15 protein-coding genes are annotated in these 15,341 nt (G+C 65.5%); 6 read left to right on the plus strand and 9 right to left on the minus strand.

Annotated elements, in window-relative coordinates:
• Window positions 1-42: 42 nt before the first annotated feature.
• Together EV560_RS08300 and EV560_RS08305 are read right to left on the minus strand one after the other, a co-directional pair.
• Window positions 43-1,635: an MDR family MFS transporter gene (locus EV560_RS08300; RefSeq protein WP_131855261.1), complete on the minus strand. Its 1,593-nt coding sequence runs from the start codon at window positions 1,633-1,635 to the stop codon at window positions 43-45.
• 31 nt (window positions 1,636-1,666) lie between these two features.
• Window positions 1,667-2,851 (minus strand): HlyD family secretion protein, encoded by a 1,185-nt coding sequence (locus EV560_RS08305; RefSeq protein ID WP_131855262.1) that lies wholly within the window; start codon window positions 2,849-2,851, stop codon window positions 1,667-1,669.
• A gap of 110 nt (window positions 2,852-2,961) precedes the next feature.
• Between EV560_RS08305 and EV560_RS08310 the strand changes: the two genes are divergently transcribed.
• Window positions 2,962-3,609: a TetR/AcrR family transcriptional regulator gene (locus EV560_RS08310; RefSeq protein WP_131855263.1), complete on the plus strand. Its 648-nt coding sequence runs from the start codon at window positions 2,962-2,964 to the stop codon at window positions 3,607-3,609.
• Window positions 3,610-3,722: 113 nt separating this feature from the next.
• Here the strand turns inward: EV560_RS08310 and EV560_RS08315 are convergent, their stop codons facing one another.
• The 3 genes from EV560_RS08315 to EV560_RS08325 form a co-directional block, all read right to left on the minus strand.
• Window positions 3,723-4,505: an alpha/beta fold hydrolase gene (locus EV560_RS08315; RefSeq protein WP_248311941.1), complete on the minus strand. Its 783-nt coding sequence runs from the start codon at window positions 4,503-4,505 to the stop codon at window positions 3,723-3,725.
• A 119-nt stretch (window positions 4,506-4,624) separates the two neighbouring features.
• Window positions 4,625-5,143 (minus strand): Dps family protein, encoded by a 519-nt coding sequence (locus tag EV560_RS08320; protein WP_131855264.1) that lies wholly within the window; start codon window positions 5,141-5,143, stop codon window positions 4,625-4,627.
• A gap of 26 nt (window positions 5,144-5,169) precedes the next feature.
• On the minus strand, window positions 5,170-6,222 hold the full coding sequence (locus tag EV560_RS08325) for a cupin domain-containing protein (protein ID WP_131855265.1): 1,053 nt from the start codon (window positions 6,220-6,222) through the stop codon (window positions 5,170-5,172).
• A gap of 180 nt (window positions 6,223-6,402) precedes the next feature.
• On the opposite strand from EV560_RS08325, the gene EV560_RS08330 reads away from it, so the two are divergent.
• The 4 genes from EV560_RS08330 to EV560_RS08345 all read left to right on the plus strand — a co-directional run bounded on the left by EV560_RS08330 (window position 6,403) and on the right by EV560_RS08345 (window position 9,801).
• Window positions 6,403-7,131 carry a YoaK family protein gene (locus EV560_RS08330; RefSeq protein WP_131855266.1) on the plus strand — a complete coding sequence of 243 codons (729 nt, stop codon included), beginning with the start codon at window positions 6,403-6,405 and terminating at the stop codon, window positions 7,129-7,131.
• 65 nt (window positions 7,132-7,196) lie between these two features.
• Complete coding sequence (locus EV560_RS08335; protein ID WP_131855267.1) at window positions 7,197-8,708, plus strand: sensor histidine kinase; 1,512 nt, start codon at window positions 7,197-7,199, stop codon at window positions 8,706-8,708.
• Complete coding sequence (locus tag EV560_RS08340; RefSeq protein WP_131855268.1) at window positions 8,708-9,331, plus strand: response regulator transcription factor; 624 nt, start codon at window positions 8,708-8,710, stop codon at window positions 9,329-9,331. The genes EV560_RS08335 and EV560_RS08340 overlap by 1 nt, the downstream gene beginning before the upstream one ends.
• Window positions 9,332-9,438: 107 nt before the next feature.
• A complete protein-coding gene (locus tag EV560_RS08345; protein ID WP_131855269.1) occupies window positions 9,439-9,801 on the plus strand; it encodes a response regulator transcription factor in 363 nt (120 codons plus the stop codon).
• A 38-nt stretch (window positions 9,802-9,839) separates the two neighbouring features.
• On the opposite strand, the gene EV560_RS08350 is transcribed toward EV560_RS08345, so the two are convergent.
• From EV560_RS08350 to chvE, 4 genes are all read right to left on the minus strand, one after another.
• The gene (locus tag EV560_RS08350) at window positions 9,840-10,613 is read right to left on the minus strand and encodes a FadR/GntR family transcriptional regulator (RefSeq protein WP_131855270.1); all 774 of its coding nucleotides are present in this window, start codon (window positions 10,611-10,613) and stop codon (window positions 9,840-9,842) included.
• A gap of 88 nt (window positions 10,614-10,701) precedes the next feature.
• Window positions 10,702-11,886 (minus strand): multiple monosaccharide ABC transporter permease, encoded by a 1,185-nt coding sequence (mmsB, locus tag EV560_RS08355; RefSeq protein ID WP_282568846.1) that lies wholly within the window; start codon window positions 11,884-11,886, stop codon window positions 10,702-10,704.
• An 11-nt stretch (window positions 11,887-11,897) separates the two neighbouring features.
• On the minus strand, window positions 11,898-13,427 hold the full coding sequence (gene mmsA / locus EV560_RS08360; protein WP_131855272.1) for a multiple monosaccharide ABC transporter ATP-binding protein: 1,530 nt from the start codon (window positions 13,425-13,427) through the stop codon (window positions 11,898-11,900).
• 103 nt (window positions 13,428-13,530) lie between these two features.
• Window positions 13,531-14,592 (minus strand): multiple monosaccharide ABC transporter substrate-binding protein, encoded by a 1,062-nt coding sequence (gene chvE, locus EV560_RS08365; RefSeq protein ID WP_131855273.1) that lies wholly within the window; start codon window positions 14,590-14,592, stop codon window positions 13,531-13,533.
• Window positions 14,593-14,870: 278 nt separating this feature from the next.
• Between chvE and EV560_RS08370 the strand changes: the two genes are divergently transcribed.
• Window positions 14,871-15,341 carry a (2Fe-2S)-binding protein gene (locus EV560_RS08370; RefSeq protein WP_131855274.1) on the plus strand — a complete coding sequence of 157 codons (471 nt, stop codon included), beginning with the start codon at window positions 14,871-14,873 and terminating at the stop codon, window positions 15,339-15,341.

Consider the following 15,341-nt stretch of genomic DNA (forward strand, 5'->3'; position numbering starts at 1 on the left):
CGCTGGCCCCGGTCGCCGAGGCCAGCGCTTGATCATTCGCGGTCAGTGCGCCGCGGCAGAACCGCCGCTTTGGCCCTTCCTGGCGAAGAGGACCGCGACCGCCGCGATCGCCAGCATGATGCCGATGACCGCAAAAGTATCGCTGAAGCCCAGCACCAGGGCCTGGCGCTTCACCGTCTTGCCGAGCGCGATGATCGCCTGGCTCTTTGCGGTCGCGACATCCGAGACGCCATGCGCCAGGAAATAGTTCGTCATCTGGTCGATGCGGGCACGGACCTCTTCGCGGAAGGGCGTGACCGACTGGCCGATGATGTTCGAATGGAACTGCTCGCGCTTGGTGATGATCGTGCCCAGCGCGGCGGTGCCGACCGCGCCGCCGAGATTGCGCAGCATGTTGAACAGGCCCGACGCGTTGGCGGCGTCCTTGGGCTGGATGCTCATCATCGCGATGGCGGTCAGCGGCGTGATCACCATGGACTGGCCGATGGCGCGCACGATATTGGGCCAGAACAGCTGGTCGCCGGCATAGTTCAGCGACATATGCGTGTTCATGAAGCAGGAAGCTGCGAAGAGCGCGATGCCGAAGAAGGTGATGTAGCGCACGTCGAAGCGCTTCATCAGCATCGGCACGAGCGGGATGAGCAGGAGCTGCGGCAGGCCGGTCCAGGCCAGCACCATGCCGATCTGCTCGGCATTATAGCCTTGCACCTGGCCGAGATATTGCGGCAGCACATAGACCGAGCCGAACAGGCCGAAGCCGACGAGGACGTTGGCGATCGTGCCGACGCTGAAATTGCGGTTCTTCAGCAGCGAGAGATCGACCAGCGGCTTCTTCACCCTGAGCTCGATCCAGATGAAGGCCGTCAGGAACACGGCCGCGATCAGGGCGAGCTTGACGATGAAGTCCGACTGGAACCAATCGTCCTTGTTGCCTTCCTCGAGCAGGGTCTGCAGGGCGGAGAGGCCGATCGCCATGGTGACGATGCCGGCCCAGTCGCCCTCCCTGAGCAGGCCGAGCTGCATCGGCTGCTTCTCCAGCGTGAGGAAGAGCGCGACGACCATCGCGATGCTGGGGATGGTGTTGATGAAGAAGATCGTCTGCCAGCCGTAATTCTCGGTGAGATAGCCGCCGATGGTCGGGCCGATCGCCGGCGCGAAGGTGACGGCAAGCGCGAACATGGCAAGGCCCATCGGCTGCTGGCCCTTGGGCAGGCGCGTCACGACCATGGTGAAGGCCATCGGGATGAGAACGCCACCGGCGAAACCCTGCAGGCCGCGTAGCGCGATCATCTCGCCGAGCGAGCTGGCGAAGGCACAGGCCATGGAGAAGAACGCGAAGGCGATCGTGCTCCAGATCATGTAGTTCTTGAACGAGAAGACGCGGCTCAGATAGCTCGTCAGCGGAATGACGATGATCTCGCCGATCAGGTAGGAGGTCGAGATCCAGGCGCCGTTGTCGACGCCGGTGCCGATGCCGCCCTCGATGTCGAGCAGCGAGGCATTGGTGATCTGGATGTTGAGGATCGCCATGAAGGCGCCGATGGCGCCTGCCATGATGGCGACCCAGGTGGAGAGGCTGGCCTTCTCCGGCGCAGACGGGTTCTGCGGGGCGGCGGTCGCTGATTGGTTCGACATGACCCAGCTCCTTGCAAGCCGGGCGCGTGCTCTAGCGCGCGTCCGCCACAGTGGTTTGGCTTGAAACCTTGGTGTTGATGGTCGGGACGACCGACATGCCCGGGCGCAGCGCGCCGGCGAGATTGTGGTCGGGCTCGAGCACGATCTTGACCGGGACGCGCTGGACGACCTTGGTGAAGTTGCCGGTCGCGTTGTCGGGCGGCAGCAGGGCGAATTCCTGGCCGCTGGCCGGCGCGAGGCTGTCGACATGGCCGGCCACCTTGGCGCCCGGGAACATGTCGACCTCGACCTCGACCTTCTGGCGGGGCTTCACATCGGTGAGCTGCGTCTCCTTGAAATTCGCGACGATATAGGTGGCCGCGAGCGGGACGACCGCCATGAGCTGCGTGCCCGCCTGGACGAACTGGCCGACGCGGAGCGTGCGGTTGCCGACGGTGCCGTCGACCGGGGCGACGATCGACGCATAGGAGAGGTTGAGCTCGGCCTGCTTCTGGACGGCTTCGTCATGCGCGACGGTGGCCTGCGCCTGGGCGAGATCGGCCTTGATCAGGTCGACCTGCTTCTGCGCCGCTGCGAGCGCGGCCGTGTCGCGCATGGTGGCGGCACGGGCGGCGTCGATCCTGGCCTGCGCCGATTGCTGGTTCTGCACCGAGCCGTAGCCGGTCTTGGCGAGGTTCGTATAGCGCTCGCTATCCTGCTCGGCGAAGGTCTGATTGGCCTTGTCGACCTCGATCGTCGCCTTGGCGGTGTCGATCACCGAGTGCTGGGCCTCGAGCTGGGCCTGCTTGCTCACGACGGCGGCGCGGGCGGCGGCGACATCGGCCCTGGCCTGGTCGAGCGCGACGCGGAAGTCGCGATCATCGATCCGGGCGAGGACCTGGCCGGCCTTGACCGGCTCGTTGTCGCGCACCAGCACCTCGGCGATATAGCCGGAGATCTTGGGGGCGATCGTGGTGCTGTCGGCCTTGACATAGGCGTCGTCGGTCGAGACCTGAAAGCGCCCGACGGTCCAGTAATCATGGCCCCAATAGCCGGCGCCCATCAGCGCGGCGACGGCAACGCCGGCCAGCGCGACGCGGCGCAGCGTGTGCTTCGGCCGGGGGGGCTCCGCGACGGCGGCGCTCGCTTCGGCCAGCTTCTCGGCGACGATCTCCGGCACGGCCTCCGTGGGCGGAACGGCGCGCTCGGCAGTGATGCGATCCTGATGCTTGCTCATCGGCTCAGCTCCAGCGGCGTGGATATCGACGTTTCCCCGAATTTGGAAACTTGATATTTTCCTAATTAGTCCCTAGTTTGGTTTTGTCAACGAGAATTTGGAAAACGATGATGCGACAAATTCACGAGAGTGTGAGACGCTCCCGCGGACGCCCGCAGATCCGCTCCGGCGAGGACACGATGTGTCTCGTCGTCGACGCCGCCGATCACGAGTTCCAGGCGAATGGCTATGCGGGCACGAACATCAAGTCGGTATCCGAGCGGGCGGGGATCTCGACCAAGACGCTCTACAAGCTCGTGCCGACCAAGGCCGAGCTGTTCGAGGCCGTGATCCGACGCCGGATCGGCCGCTTCCTGCTCGATGTCGACGACGAGATCAGCGACGATCTCGATCCGCGGGAGGCGCTGGAGCGCCTGCTGCTCGCCTTCGGCATGCTGACCCTGACCCCGGACACGATCGCCATCAACCGGCTCGTCATCAGCGAAAGCGAGCGCTTCCCCGAGGTCGCGCGCGCCTTCTACCAATCGGCCATCGTTCCGGTGAACGGCGTGATCGAGGGTTGGCTGACCAGGCAGAAGGACAAGGGCACGCTCCGCATCGACGATGTCCATATCGCGTCCGGCATGCTGCGGGGCATGATGATCATGGAACCGCAGCGGACGGCGATGATGGGCCAGCGTGCCGCGCCACATCGCGACGAGATCGCGCTGCGCGCCAAGCAATGCGCGGAGGTGTTCTACAATGGCTGCAAGATGTGAAGGGCGGCGCGCTCCTCCGGCCTGATCGGGGCGGTGATCCCCGGCAAGAGCGGCTGGCATCGCGCCGGCCTTGCCGAGCTCGGCGGCGCTTTGGCCGCCGGCCGCGGGCGTCGTCACTTCCCGTATCCCGCCGCCTGCAGGATGAGGTCTGCGACCTCCTTGGGATGCGAGACCAGGGACAGGTGCCCCGCATCCAGTTCCACGGTGGTGGCATTCATGCGCTTGGCGAGGAAGCGCTCGAGATCGGGATTGATCGTGTAATCGAGCTTCGAGACGGCGTACCAGGACGGCTTGCTGCGCCAGGCGGCTTCCGTCGTGCGGCCGGCGAAGATCGAGGCCGCGGTCGAGCCCTGCACGGCATAGAGTTCCTCGGCCTGCTTGTGGGGAACGCCATTGGCGAAATACTTCAGGAAGGCGTCCTCGGAGAGCTGCGTATAGCCGTCATTGACCTGGATGCCGGCGCGGACCGGGCCGGTCGGGAATTTGGCGGATAGCGCGACGAAATCCTCGCCAGCATCGGGCGCCCGCGCCGCGACATAGACCAGCGCCGAGACTTTCGGATCGGTGCCGACCTGGCTGATCACGGTGCCGCCCCAGGAATGGGCGACGATCACCGTCGGTCCGTCCTGCAGGGCGAGCGCGCGCCTGGTCGCCGCGACCGAATCCTCCAGCGAGCTGAGCGGATTCTGGACTGCCGTCACGTGCAGGCCGGCGGCCTGGAGCAGCGGGATGACCTCGCCCCAGCTCGAGCCGTCGGCCCAGGCGCCATGGACCAGCACGACGTTCCTGGCCTTGACCGGAGCGCTCGTCTCGGCCTGCGCCATGGGAGCGGCAAGCGTGATGGCAGCGGCCAGCGCCGCGCCAAGCGCCGTCATTGAAATCGCATTGATCGACATCTCATTTCCTCCTGAATGAGCTGCCCGCCTGCGGGTCAGCGGTTACGGTTGGTCGCGTGGGAACAGTCGAATGCGAGGGCGCGTCCGTGCCTTGGCCGGAACGGCCGGCGCCATCGGTCTCAGGACGCGGTGCGGCCGGTCTCGAACAGGAACCAGGCGCGACGCTCGGTCTCGTCGATCCAGACCTCGATCAGGCTGGTCGTCGCGACGTCGTTATGCTCCTCGGCGACGGCATGGGTCGCGCGCAGGAAGGCGGCGAGCTGGCGGTTGTCGCTCGCCAGTTCGGCCAGCATGTCGGAGGGCGTGACGTATTCGGCGTCGTTGTCCGCCAGGCGCTGCAGCCGGGCGATATGGCCGATCGAGCGCAGGGTGGTGCCGCCGATCTTGCGGGCACGCTCGGCAATCGCATCGGTCATGGCGAAGATCTGCTCGCCCTGCTCGTCGAGCAGGAGGTGGTAGTCGCGGAAATGCGGGCCCGACATGTGCCAGTGGAAATTCTTGGTCTTGAGGTAGAGCGCAAACGTATCCGCCAGCAGCGCGGTCAGGGCCGGCGCGATGTCCTTGGTGGCATTCGTGCCGAGGTCGGTCGGCGTCTGGAGCGGGGCGGTGCGCAGGCTTTCAGCCGTGGAACGGGTCATGGTCTTCGTCCTTTCTGTGGGGAGGGTCAGGCGATCGGATCGATCGGGTTCACGCGCGGGACCAGCAGCGGGTCGAGCGCGGTGAAGGGGAAGCGCGGCAGGTCGGCCTCGTTCATCCCGAAGGCACCGGCCAGGACGTCGCGGGGGAAGCAACTCGCGAGCGACTTGTAGCCAATGTCGCCCGGCGAGGGCCGGTCGAAGAAGATCAGGGCGTGGAAGGTTTCCTCGCCGATATTCTCGATGTGGTGCGGATAGGCGCGCTGGATGAAATAGGCATCGCCCGGACCAAGCAGATAGGTGTCGGTGCTGCCGTCGGGGTCGAGGATCGTCATGCGACCCTGGCCCTGGGCGACATAGCCCATCTCGGCCGTCTCAGGATGCCAGTGCGGCTCGCGCATGCCCTGATCGCTGATCCTGACCGAGAACATCGAGATGTCCCGCAGCGCCGGCCAGAGCTCGACCTTGGCGAGATGCGCGGTGCCGGCCGGGAAATCGATCTGCGGCGGCGTAGCCTCGACCGGATAGCGCAGCGCGTTGGCATGGAGCGCCTGGCCCTCGGCCACGACCAGCGAGGATAGATCGTAGACCTCGTTGCGTAGAGCCTTTCGGTCGAGGCCGCGGAAGGCCGAGGTGGCGAGCCCGTAGGTGTTGCCGAGCACGGCGTCGGTCATCGCCGCGAAGGAGGCGGCGATGCCGAAATCCTCAGGTTGCTCGTGGCTGAAGGCGAGGACGAAATCGGTCTCGCCATCGGCGATGTTCTCGATGCTGTGCATCGCCCCGGAGGGCACGAAGAACATCTCGCCGCGACCAATGGTGAAGCTCTCGCGGCTGCTGTGGTTGCCGGCAATGGTGACCAGCGCCTCGCCGCCCAGGCAATAGCCGAGCTCATGAGCATTGGCGTGCCAATGCGGCTCACGCACGCCCTGTGGCGCCAGCCTCAGGCGGCGCAGCGAAAGGCCCTTCAGGAGCGGCAGCTCGCCGGCATCCATATGGGCGATGCTGCCTTTCGGCCCCTTGAAGCGGGGCTCCTGGGCGCCGAGCTGAAACACGTGCTTGGATCGGTGCGGAACGGCGACCATGGCGCTGCCTCGTCTCATCTGGTTGCGATGGGAGGGAGGCTAGGCGGCCCGGCCACGTGCCGTAATCGGACGCTCGTATCGCCCCCTCATACTCGCGTATGAGGGGGCTAGCACTGGCTGACGATTCAGCCGGCGTCGGCAGGCGGTTAGGTTTCGGCGCCATTTCGAGCGAGAAACCCCATGACCCTTGCCACACAAGCGGATCTCCCGCGCAGCCGCCCGACGGCGCTCGCCATCCCGGCCGTTCCGAGCCTGCTGGCCATCGTCGCCGGCTTTGTCGATTCCTGCTCCTTCCTGGCTTTCAACGGCTTCTTCGTCGCGCAGGCGACGGGCAGCTACGTCCTGGCCGGGGCCAGCCTGTGGGCGCCTGCAAGCTTCGCCGTGATCAAGGTCGCTGCGATACCGGTCTTCATGGCGACGGCGTTCGCGACGACCCTCCTCATTCGCGTCCTGTCTGGGTCGAAGAGCATCGCGCTTCGCCTGACGCTCGGCCTCGAGGCTGCGCTCGTCGCCGGCATGATGATCCTCGGCGCGCGCGGCGAGACCGGCGCCGCCGCGACCTGGGCCTGCCTGTTCGGGCTCGCGGCCATGGGCGTGCACAGCGCGCTCTGCCGCCTGCTGCTCGGCGAGCACGCCTCCACCAATGTCATGACGACGAACACCGTGCAGTTCTCGATCGCCCTCGCCGACAGCCTGCTCAAGCGCCGGCTCGAGCCCGGCGTCGTCACGATCGGCAGCGTCATGCTGGGCTTCCTCGGCGGGGTCTGCGGCGGTGCGCTTCTCTTTTCGAAGCTCGGCTTCACCTGCCTGCTGGCGCCGATCCTCCTCCTTGCCGCGATGGCCGTCTGGTCGGCCACTCGTGTCGAGGGCGATAGCGGAGGATACGCCGGGACCGGACATGCGCTATGACGGAGCGGGGGCCATCGGGAACCTGCGCGCATGCGCAGACGCCACTCGGCCTTCAGGGAGAGTGGATGTCCGTATTTTCACCGATCGCGGCCCTGTCGCTGGCGCTGATCATCTTCGCCATCGACACGCTGACTCCCTTCGACGTCGCCATCGCAGTGCTCTACGTCGTCGTCGTCCTGCTCTCGCTCAACTTCGCCGACAGGCGCGCCCTGCTGCTGGTCGGAGCCGGGTGCATGGCGCTGACCTTGCTCAGCTTCCTGCTCTCGCACGGCACAGGCTTCGAGTCGGGCCCGGTGGCGAGGTGCCTGGTCAGCCTGGCGGCGATCTGCATCACGACGCTGCTGGCGGTAAAGGTGAAGTCGGCGATCTCGATTCTCGGCGAGAGCGAACGGCGCTATCGCCACATCTTCCGAGGCACGGGCGTCGCGATCCTCGAAATGGATTTTTCGATCGTCGCCGCGGCGATCGCGGCCCTCAAGGCGGCGGGGCGCGACGATGTCGATGCGCTCAGGGCCGAGGAGCCGGGTTTCGCCCGGCGCATGCTCGGCCTGATCCGCGTCGTCGACGCCAACGACACGACGCTCAAGATGTTCGGCGCGGCGAGCGTCGAGGACTTCCGGCGGGCGCTGCCGCGGCTGGTGCCGAGGGACATGGACGCTTCGCTCTGGAGGATGCTGGCCTCGCTCTGGAGCGGCAGCATGTCCTACGAGGCCGAGAGCCTGATGGAAACGCTCGACGGCCGGCGGCTCGATATCCTTTTCACCATGGCGATCCCGCCTGAGCGCCCGGGCCTCGACCAGGTGCTGGTCACGATCATGGACGTCACCGCCCGGCGAAAGGCGGAGGACGCCCTGCATCACGCGCAGGCGGAGCTGGCGCATGTCACGCGCGTCGCCACGCTCGGCGAGCTGACGGCCTCGATCGCACATGAGGTCAACCAGCCGCTCGCAGCGATCGTCACCAATGGCGAGGCGGGGCTGCGCTGGCTCGGCCGCCCCCAGCCGGAACTCACCGAGGGCCTGACCTCGCTGCAAAGCATGATCGACGATGCCAAGCGCGCCAGCGCGGTGATCCGGCGATTGCGCGCCCTGTCGAGCAAGTCGGCACCGCAGCAGGCCAGCTTCGGACTCGATGAGCTGATCACGGAAACGGCGACGCTGATGCGCCGCGAGCTCGAACGGCATCAGGCCCGGTTGAGTGTCGAGCTGGACGAGGCGCTGCCGGCGGTCGTCGGGGATCGCGTGCAGATCCAGCAGGTCCTGATCAATCTCCTCGTCAATGCGTGCCAGGCGATGGATGCGGTCCAAGGGCGGGCGCGCGAGCTGCGTATCGGTTGCAGCCTCGTCGATGGTACGCTTGAAATGACCGTGACGGATTCGGGTCCCGGCTTCGATCCGGAAACGGCATCGAACCTGTTCAACGCCTTCTACACCACCAAGGCCAACGGCATGGGGATGGGATTGTCGATCTGCCGCTCGATCCTCGAAGCGCATGGCGGGCGCATCCGCGCCAGCGCGCAGCCCGAGGGAGGCGCGACCTTCACCGTCTCGCTCCCGAGCCATAAGGACGCCGCGTGATGGCCGATCCGCAGGCACCCACCGTCTTCGTCGTCGATGACGACCCGTCCATGCGCGAGGCGCTGCGCAACCTGTTCAGGTCGGTCGGCATGCGTGTCGAGCTGTTCTCGTCCTCGACCGAGTTCCTGGCGCGGCCGGCGGCCGATGCCGATAGCTGTCTCGTGCTCGATGTCAGGCTGCCGGGCGTCAGCGGTCTTGACTTCCAGGGGCAGCTGGCCAAGGCGGGCAATACCATCCCGATCGTCTTCATGACCGGCCATGGCGACGTGCCGATGTCCGTGCGGGCGATGAAGGCGGGAGCCCTCGATTTCCTGATCAAGCCGTTCCGAGACCAGGACATGCTCGACGCGGTCTCGCAGGCGCTGGAGCGTGACCGGATACGCCGTGCCGCCCAGGGCCAGACGGCCAAGCTGAAAGCCGCCTACGACACGCTCACAGCTCGGGAACGCGAGGTCATGGCACTGGTCACGACAGGGCTGATGAACAAGCAGGTCGCAGGCAAGCTCGGCATCAGCGAGATCACCGTGAAGATCCACCGCGGCCATGTGATGGAGAAGATGGGAGCGCGCTCGCTCGCCGAGCTGGTCAAGATGTTCCAGGCAATCCAGCCACCTCAGGGGTGAAAGCACCACCCTAAACCTCTGTATGATTCCCGTTTCGCCCCCGAAGGCGCATCTGAGAGGAAGCAAAAGGGCCGCTGCAACCTGCCGGCCCAACGGAATACAGCTCCATGACCAAAACCGTCGCCATCGTCGATGACGATGCATCCGTCCGCGTCGCCACGCAGAACCTGGTGCGGTCACTGGGCCTGGCGACGCAGACCTTCTCCTCGGCCGAGGATCTCCTCGCGGTCGTGCAGGCCTCTCCGGTCGATTGCGTCATCACGGACGTCCAGATGGAAGGGCTAGGGGGCGTCGAGCTTGCACATGCCCTGCGCAGCGGCGGGCATGGCATCCCGGTGATTTTCATCACCGCTTTTCCCGATGAGCGTGTCCGCGCGCGGGCGATGAACGCCGGCGGAATCGGCTTCCTCGCCAAGCCTTTCGAGAGCCAGGCCCTGATCGGGCTGATCGAGACGGCCTTGCAGCGCTAGAGCCGGATCCGCCTCTCATCGATTGATAGAGAACGCAATCAGCGGCCGTAGAGCTTGAGCGAGATCGCGACGCTGGGCGCCACCCGCCATTCCATGCTGGTCCAGCGCGTGCCCTCGGCAATGACCACCGTCATGGTTTCACTGGCGGCGCAGGCATCTCCCGCGACGATGGCATCGAGGATGGCGCGGTGCTGGCTCAGCGCCAGCGCGAAGCGCTCGGGGTCGTCGACCGGCGCGCTCAGCGCGAAGGCCGCCGCCAGCGCCGTCTCGATCACAGAGCCGATCGAATGCAGGAAGGGATTGCCGGAGGCGTCGAGGATGGCGCGATGGAAGGCGAGATCGGCAGCGGTGAAGCCCTCGCGCGTCTGGTCCAGCGCCCCCATGCTGTGCCAGGCCGCCTCGATCCGGCCGATATCCTCGTCGCTGCGGCGCAGGGCGGCCGAGGCCGCGGCCAGCGGCTCCAGCGCCTGGCGGATGTCGAACAGATTCTCGAAGAAGGGCGCATCGGCGCCCCGCTGAAGCCGCCAACTCAGGATATCGGCGTCGAACATGTTCCAGCGCTTCTCTTCGAGAATGCGCGTGCCGACCCGGGTCTTGGGCTCGATCAGCCCCTTGGCGGCGAGGGTCTTCAGCGCCTCACGCAGAACCGAGCGCGAGACGCCGAAACGCTCCATCAGTTCCGCATCGCCCGGCAAGGTGCTGCCGATCGGATACTGGCCGGCGACGATCCGGCGGCCGATGCCGTGCACGACGAGCTCATGCGCGGAGCGGGAGGGCATCGACAGGGCCAGGGCGCGCTGCGGCGAATTCATGATCGGTCAGGCCTCTCCCTCCCCGCAGGTCATGTGGCTGCCGGGCCGGGCATGACCGGGATGCCGCAACGGAAGCCCGGCCACAAGCTCATTTCTTCTTGTTGTAGACATCGATCGACACGGCGGCGAGCAGGACGAGGCCCTTGATGACCTGCTGATAGTCGATGCCGATGCCGAGGATCGACATGCCGTTGTTCATCACGCCCATGACCATGGCACCGATCACCGCACCGGTGACCTTGCCGACGCCGCCGGAGGCCGAGGCGCCACCGATGAAGCAGGCGGCGATGACGTCGAGCTCGAAGCCGAGCCCGGCCTTGGGCGTCGCGGTGTTGAGGCGTGCGGCGAAAATCAGCCCGGCGAGCCCCGCCAGCACGCCCATATTGACGAAGGTCAGAAAGGTGAGGCGCTCGGTCTTGATGCCCGACAGCCGGGCCGCCTTCTCGTTGCCGCCGAGCGCATAGATGCGCCGGCCGATCGTGGTGCGGTTGGTGACGAAGGCATAGAGGGCGATCAGCAGGAACATGATCACCAGGACATTCGGCAGGCCGCGATAGGTGGCGAGCTGATAGCAGAAGGCGACGACCAGCAGCGCGAGCAGCAGATTCTTGACGGCGAAGAGCGGGAAGGGCGTGGTCTCGACGCTGTGGCGCATCTGGTTGGCCCGGCTGCGCAGGCTGAAATAGATCATCACCACGACACAGGCGACGCCGAGGAAGAGCGCGGTGAGATTGAAGCCTTCCACGCCGAAGAGATCGGGGATGAAGCCGGAGGAGAGCTTCTGGAAGGTGGGCGGAAACGGGCCGACCGACATGCCCCCGAGCAGGGCCAGGGTCAGCCCCTTGAAGACCAGCATGCCGGCGAGCGTGACGATGAAGGACGGCACGTTGAAATAGGCCACCCAATAGCCTTGCGCCGCGCCGATGAGGCCGCCGACGACCAGGCAAATGATGATGGTGGGCACGAAATGGACGCCGTAGCGCACCATCAGCACCGCGGCGAGGCCACCGACGAAGCCGACCACCGAGCCGACGGACAGATCGATATGCCCGGCGACGATGACCAGCAGCATGCCGAGCGCCATGATGACGATATAGCTGTTCTGCAGGATCAGGTTGGTCAGGTTGAGCGGCTTCAGCAGCGTGCCGTCGGTGACCAGCTGGAAGAACAGCATGATCGCCAGCAGCGAGAGCAGCATGCCATAGTCGCGGAAATGCGACTTGATGAAGCTCAGCGAGGACGGCGCCCGCGAGCCGCGCACATCGTCGGTCAGGCTCGTGTCCATCAGCGTCTCCCCGATTTCATGATGGCGTGCATGATCTTCTCCTGGGATGCCTCGGCCGCGTCGAGCTCGGCGACGAGCGCCCCTTCATTCATCACGTAGATGCGGTCGCACATGCCGAGCAGTTCCGGCATCTCGGAGGAGATCATCAGCACCGCCTTGCCGGTCTCGGCCAGCCGATTGATGATCGTGTAGATCTCGTATTTTGCGCCGACATCGATGCCGCGCGTCGGCTCGTCGAGGATCAGCACCTGCGGATCGGCGAAGAGCCATTTGCTCAGCACGACCTTCTGCTGGTTGCCACCCGAGAGATTGACCGTCTGCTGATAGACGCTGGGGCTGCGGATCCTGAGCTTGGCGCGATACTCGTTGGCGACGGCGAGCTCGCGGATATCGTCGATGATGCCGCGCTCGGCGACCCCCGGCAGATTGGCGAGCGTGACGTTCTTGCGGATATCCTCCTCGAGCACGAGGCCGAGGGACTTGCGGTCCTCGGTCGCGTAGGCGAGGCCGCTGGCGATGGCGCGCTCGACAGTGCCGACATCGATCACCTTGCCGGCGAGCCTCGCAGTCCCGCTGATCTTCTGGCCATAGGAGCGGCCGAACAGGCTCATGGCGAATTCGGTGCGGCCAGCGCCCATCAGCCCGGCAATGCCGACGATCTCGCCACGCCGGATGCTGAGATTGACGCGCTTCACCACCTGCCGCTCGGCATGGATCGGGTGATGGGCCGTCCAGTTCTCGACCTCGAACAGCACCTCGCCGGGATGTCCGTCACGACTGGGATAGCGATCGGCCATCTCGCGCCCGACCATGCCCTTGATGATGCGATCCTCGCTGATCGCCTGCTCCTGGCAATCGAGGGTCTCCACGGTGGCGCCGTCGCGCAGCACCGTGATGGAATCGGCGACCTTGGCGATCTCGTTGAGCTTATGCGAGATCAGGATCGAGGAAATGCCTTGCTTCTTGAAGGCGAGCAGGAGCTCGAGCAGGGCGTCGCTGTCGCTCTCGTTCAGGCTCGCCGTCGGCTCGTCGAGGATGAGGAGCCGGACCTTCTTCGACAGGGCCTTGGCGATCTCGACCAGCTGCTGCTTGCCGACGCCGAGAGTGGTGACCAACGTCTCCGGCTTCTCCTTCAGGCCGACCGTGGCGAGCAGGTCCTTGGCGCGAGCCGAGGCGGCCGACCAGTCGATGACACCGTATTTCGCCTGCTCGTTGCCCAGGAAGATGTTCTCGGCGATCGAGAGCAGCGGCACCAGGGCGAGTTCCTGGTGGATGATGATGATGCCGAGCTTCTCGCTATCGGCGATGCCGCGGAACTGCCGCTCCTCGCCGTCGTAATGGACCGTTCCGGAATAGGAGCCGTGCGGATAGACCCCGCTCAGCACCTTCATCAGGGTCGATTTACCGGCACCGTTCTCGCCGACCAGGGCGTGGATCTCGCCGGACTTGACGGTCAGGTTGACATTGTCGAGCGCGTTGACGCCAGGAAACGTCTTGGTAATCCCGCGCATTTCGAGGATCGCTTGCATGCTCCATCCCACAGCGAGGGGCGCGGGCAGGCAGGAGCCCGCACAGAGGTGACGGCAGGCGAGCCCGGCGCCGCGAAGGCGCCAGGCCGCCGGGGCCTGCCGCTCACTTCACCTGGTTCTCGGTGTAGTAGCCGCTGGTGATCAGCGTCTCTTTCCAGTTGTTGGCATCGACGCTGACCGGCTTCAGCAGGTAGGAAGGCACGGTCTTGACGCCGTTCTCGTAGGTCTTGGTGTCGTTGACCTCGACCTCCTTGCCCGAGAGCGAGGCGTCGACCATGTTCGCCGCCACCTTGGCGAGCTCGCGGGTATCCTTGAACACGGTCGAGGTCTGCTCCTTGTTGAGGATCGACTTGACCGACTGCACCTCGGCATCCTGGCCGGTGATTACCGGCATGGGCTGGCCGCCGCTGCCATAGCCGACGCCCTTGAGCGAGGAGATGATGCCGATGCTCAGGCCGTCATAGGGCGAGAGCACGGCGTCGACGCGCTTGTCGGCGTAATAGGCGCTGAGCAGGTTATCCATGCGGGCCTGGGCGACCGCGCCGTCCCAACGCAGGGTCGAGACCTTGTCCATGCCGAGCTGGCCGCTGCGCACCACGAGCTTGCCGCTCTTGATATAGGGCTCGAGCACCGACATCGCGCCATTATAGAAGAAATAGGCGTTGTTATCGTCCGGCGAGCCGCCGAACAGCTCGATATTGAACGGGCCCTTGCCCTCCTTCAGGCCGAGCGCCTTCTCGATATAGCTCGCCTGCAACACGCCGACCTGGAAATTGTCGAAGGTCGCGTAGTAGTCGACATTCTTGGAATTGCGGATCAGGCGGTCATAGGCGATGACCTTGATGCCCTTGCTCGCCGCCTGCTGCAGCGCGTCCGACAGGGTGGTGCCGTCGATCGCGGCGATGACCAGCACCTTGACGCCCTTGGTGATCATGTTCTCGATCTGGGCGAGCTGGTTGGGAATGTCGTCTTCCGCATATTGCAGATCGACGGCGTAACCCTTCTCCTTGAGCGACTTCACCATGTTGTCGCCATCCGCGATCCAGCGCGCGGAGGATTTGGTCGGCATCGAGACGCCGATCGTGCCCTTCTGCTGGGCATGGGCCAGCGGCGCCAAGACAAACGCGCCAAGGGCGAGCGCCATCATCCATCTGAGTGCCTTCATGCGTCTTCTCCCGGGTCGGATTACGAGTCAGCTCTGCGGCCGATAACGCGAATTAGTCATATAATATGACATTCAGCGGAGGCATTTTAGGGCAGAGGCGAGAGGCCTTGTCAATCAGGCGAAGGTCGACCGACCATCGCAGAGACCCACGGTCTCCGCGCCAACTCGGCAAGGTTCAGCTTAGTGGAATCTAACAACTCCTAACCTGACGCGACCGCGCTCAGCCTGCATCCTCCCCTTCAGTGAGCGCGTCCGCGCGGTGAAGATGGAAGCGAGAGATGCGGGTCCTGGTCAACGGAACTGTGCGCGAGGCGGATGTCGAGCCCGACACGCCGCTGCTCTGGGTCCTGCGCGATGTCTTCGGCCTGACCGGCACGAAATTCGGCTGCGGCGCCGCGATGTGCGGGGCCTGCACCGTCCATGTCGGCGGAGTGGCGAAGCGCTCCTGCGTGCTGCCTGTCGGCGATGTCGGCGATCAGCCGGTCACGACCATCGAGACGCTGGCCGCGAGCCCTGCCGGCAAGGCGCTGCAAAAGGCCTGGCTCGCGGTCGATGTCGTTCAATGCGGCTATTGCCAGTCCGGCCAGCTGATGCAGGCGGCCGCGCTGCTCGATGCCAATCCGGCGCCGGATGATGCGGCGATCGATGCGGTGATGGCGGGGAATATCTGCCGCTGCGGCACCTATGGCCGCATCCGCACCGCCATCAAGCAGGCGGCGGGCGAGCTGTCGCCGACGAGGAGGCTCTGA

Source organism: Allobosea sp. BK604, assembly GCF_004341515.1.
GTDB lineage: Bacteria > Pseudomonadota > Alphaproteobacteria > Rhizobiales > Beijerinckiaceae > Allobosea.

What these genes read in the sequence shown, in the direction of transcription:
- EV560_RS08300 (WP_131855261.1), bottom strand. Translation starts at nt 1,635, where the DNA reads ATGTCGAACCAATCAGCGACCGCCGCCCCGCAGAACCCGTCTGCGCCG.
- chvE (WP_131855273.1), bottom strand. Translation starts at nt 14,592, where the DNA reads ATGAAGGCACTCAGATGGATGATGGCGCTCGCCCTTGGCGCGTTTGTC.
- mmsA (WP_131855272.1), bottom strand. Translation starts at nt 13,427, where the DNA reads ATGCAAGCGATCCTCGAAATGCGCGGGATTACCAAGACGTTTCCTGGC.
- EV560_RS08345 (WP_131855269.1), top strand. Translation starts at nt 9,439, where the DNA reads ATGACCAAAACCGTCGCCATCGTCGATGACGATGCATCCGTCCGCGTC.
- EV560_RS08340 (WP_131855268.1), top strand. Translation starts at nt 8,708, where the DNA reads ATGGCCGATCCGCAGGCACCCACCGTCTTCGTCGTCGATGACGACCCG.
- EV560_RS08330 (WP_131855266.1), top strand. Translation starts at nt 6,403, where the DNA reads ATGACCCTTGCCACACAAGCGGATCTCCCGCGCAGCCGCCCGACGGCG.
- EV560_RS08335 (WP_131855267.1), top strand. Translation starts at nt 7,197, where the DNA reads ATGTCCGTATTTTCACCGATCGCGGCCCTGTCGCTGGCGCTGATCATC.
- EV560_RS08370 (WP_131855274.1), top strand. Translation starts at nt 14,871, where the DNA reads ATGCGGGTCCTGGTCAACGGAACTGTGCGCGAGGCGGATGTCGAGCCC.
- EV560_RS08315 (WP_248311941.1), bottom strand. Translation starts at nt 4,505, where the DNA reads ATGTCGATCAATGCGATTTCAATGACGGCGCTTGGCGCGGCGCTGGCC.
- EV560_RS08310 (WP_131855263.1), top strand. Translation starts at nt 2,962, where the DNA reads ATGCGACAAATTCACGAGAGTGTGAGACGCTCCCGCGGACGCCCGCAG.
- EV560_RS08350 (WP_131855270.1), bottom strand. Translation starts at nt 10,613, where the DNA reads ATGAATTCGCCGCAGCGCGCCCTGGCCCTGTCGATGCCCTCCCGCTCC.
- EV560_RS08325 (WP_131855265.1), bottom strand. Translation starts at nt 6,222, where the DNA reads ATGGTCGCCGTTCCGCACCGATCCAAGCACGTGTTTCAGCTCGGCGCC.
- EV560_RS08320 (WP_131855264.1), bottom strand. Translation starts at nt 5,143, where the DNA reads ATGACCCGTTCCACGGCTGAAAGCCTGCGCACCGCCCCGCTCCAGACG.
- EV560_RS08305 (WP_131855262.1), bottom strand. Translation starts at nt 2,851, where the DNA reads ATGAGCAAGCATCAGGATCGCATCACTGCCGAGCGCGCCGTTCCGCCC.